General features: G+C 36.0%; 2 protein-coding genes. Both read right to left on the bottom strand.

All coding sequences use genetic code 11. The features are described 5' to 3' along the window. Positions 1-73: 73 nt before the first annotated feature. Positions 74-847 (bottom strand): IS21-like element ISEc57 family helper ATPase IstB, encoded by a 774-nt coding sequence (gene istB, locus FTU70_RS14220; protein WP_001053381.1) that lies wholly within the window; start codon positions 845-847, stop codon positions 74-76. After that, the gene (gene istA, locus FTU70_RS14215) at positions 847-1,872 is read right to left on the bottom strand and encodes an IS21-like element ISEc57 family transposase (RefSeq protein WP_021545039.1); all 1,026 of its coding nucleotides are present in this window, start codon (positions 1,870-1,872) and stop codon (positions 847-849) included. Before istA ends, istB begins: the two co-directional genes overlap by 1 nt. Between the last annotated feature and the right edge of the window lie 58 nt (positions 1,873-1,930).

Genomic DNA, 1,930 nt, shown 5'->3' with positions numbered 1-1,930 from the left:
TGTCAACGGCAATTTAAAACTGACCCCTTTTACCTTAAAACAGCAAAGTAAAATTGACCCCTTTGATGATTTATTAAGACTCAATTTGTGGTTGAATTCCTACTCTCTTTTTATCTTTTAGACGATAACTTTCCCCAGATATTTGTACAACATGACAATGATGTAATAAACGATCCAACATTGCTGCTGTCAAAGTAACATCATCTGCGAATGATTTAGACCACTGGCTAAATGGTAAATTACTGGTCAAAATCGTACTGCCTTTTTCATAGCGCTTGGCAATAACATTAAAAAATAAATTTGCTTCTTCACGACCAAATGGTAAATATCCTATTTCATCGATAATCAATAACTTTGGAGCAAGTACAACACGTTGCATGTAGTTTTTTAATTTACCTTGTTGATAAGCTAGGCTAAGTTGCAACATTAAATCAGCTGCAGTAATAAACTTAGTCTTAATATTATTCATAATTGCCTTATAGCCTAAAGCCATTGATAGATGTGTTTTCCCAACACCACTTGCACCAATAAATACAACATTTTCAGCTCTTGGAATAAAGCTTAAATTAAATAGTTCAAGCAACTGCGACTTTGGAGCACCTAAAGCATAATTAAAATCATAAGCCTCCAACGTTTTGATTTGAGTAAGACCTGAAAGTTGTAAAAGAATCTGTTGACTACGTTGCTGCTTGGCTGTGTATTCATGTAATAGCATAGCTTCAACGAAATCTGCATAACTGCCATCCTTTGCTAAGGTTTGTTGTGCATGATGTGACCATTGTGATGCCACTGTTTGTAGACCAAGCTGACGGCAAAGCTGTTCAATACGCTCATACTGTAAATTCATTAAGAAACCTCCAGTAATTCATCATAGATTGATAAGGGGTGTTGAACACTCTCATGAGGTATGAGTGATGATGGGCTAACATCATCAATTACAGATTTTTTAGAACCATCATTAAATAAAGGTAATGAAGAAAAAAATTGTTGTTCTTCAAGCAAACGAGTACTTGGTTTTTCTTTAGTTGTTGCATGAATGCGTTGATTTGCTGTTTCACTAAGCCATCGACCAATATAGGCATTTGCCATATCAACATCTAAGCTAAGGTCAACCACCTTTAAACTTGCTTTTAATGGCACGATAAAACTTGATTTCAAATAACTATTAAAGCGTTCTACTTTACCTTTTGTTTGCGCACGATATGGCTTACAAACACGTGCTCGGAAGTTATATTTCTTAGCACAATCAAGTAATTTAGCATTCCAGCGATGTTGACCATCTTGATAAGCATCACGTTCAATGATAATGGCCTTAGCATTATCAAATAATACATCTTTAGGAACACCACCAAAGAACTGAAAAGCACTTTCTAAGCCATCAATCCATGCATCAGAACGTTCATGATCATAAAACTTAACAAAGGTTGCTCTAGAGTATCCCAAAGTTGCAACAAATGCTTTTAATGTGGTGTGATGACGTCGAATTGTTGTGAAATCAACCTGCATTTGTTGACCTGGTTGAGTCTCAAATCGCTTAATCGGCTCTGGTTGTTTAGTTGGCTTTAATGTATTGAGATAATTTTGTAGTGTTCTAATTTTCCCCGTGTAGCCTTTTTGCAAGATTTCTTGATACAACACTGCAGCCGGTATCCATTCTGGATCGGCGGCATTTACACGTTTGATTAAATACGGTTTATAAGGCTCAAGAATACTCACTTTAGATTGTGTTCGTTGATATTTAGGTGTTACTTGAGATCGTAAATATTTACGCACAGTATTTCTAGAAATACCGAGTTCGCGGCTAATTGCCTTAATAGATTGACCTTGTTGATGAAGTATTTGGATTGTCACTGCTTGCTCCAAAGTTAACATGTTGAGCAGTCCAAAAAGACCACTATATTAACCAAGGGGGTCAATTTTCAAATGCTGT

This window comes from Acinetobacter sp. YH12135, assembly GCF_013418565.1.
GTDB classification, from domain to species: domain Bacteria; phylum Pseudomonadota; class Gammaproteobacteria; order Pseudomonadales; family Moraxellaceae; genus Acinetobacter; species Acinetobacter towneri.
This window is presented reverse-complemented; position numbering and strand designations above follow the sequence as displayed.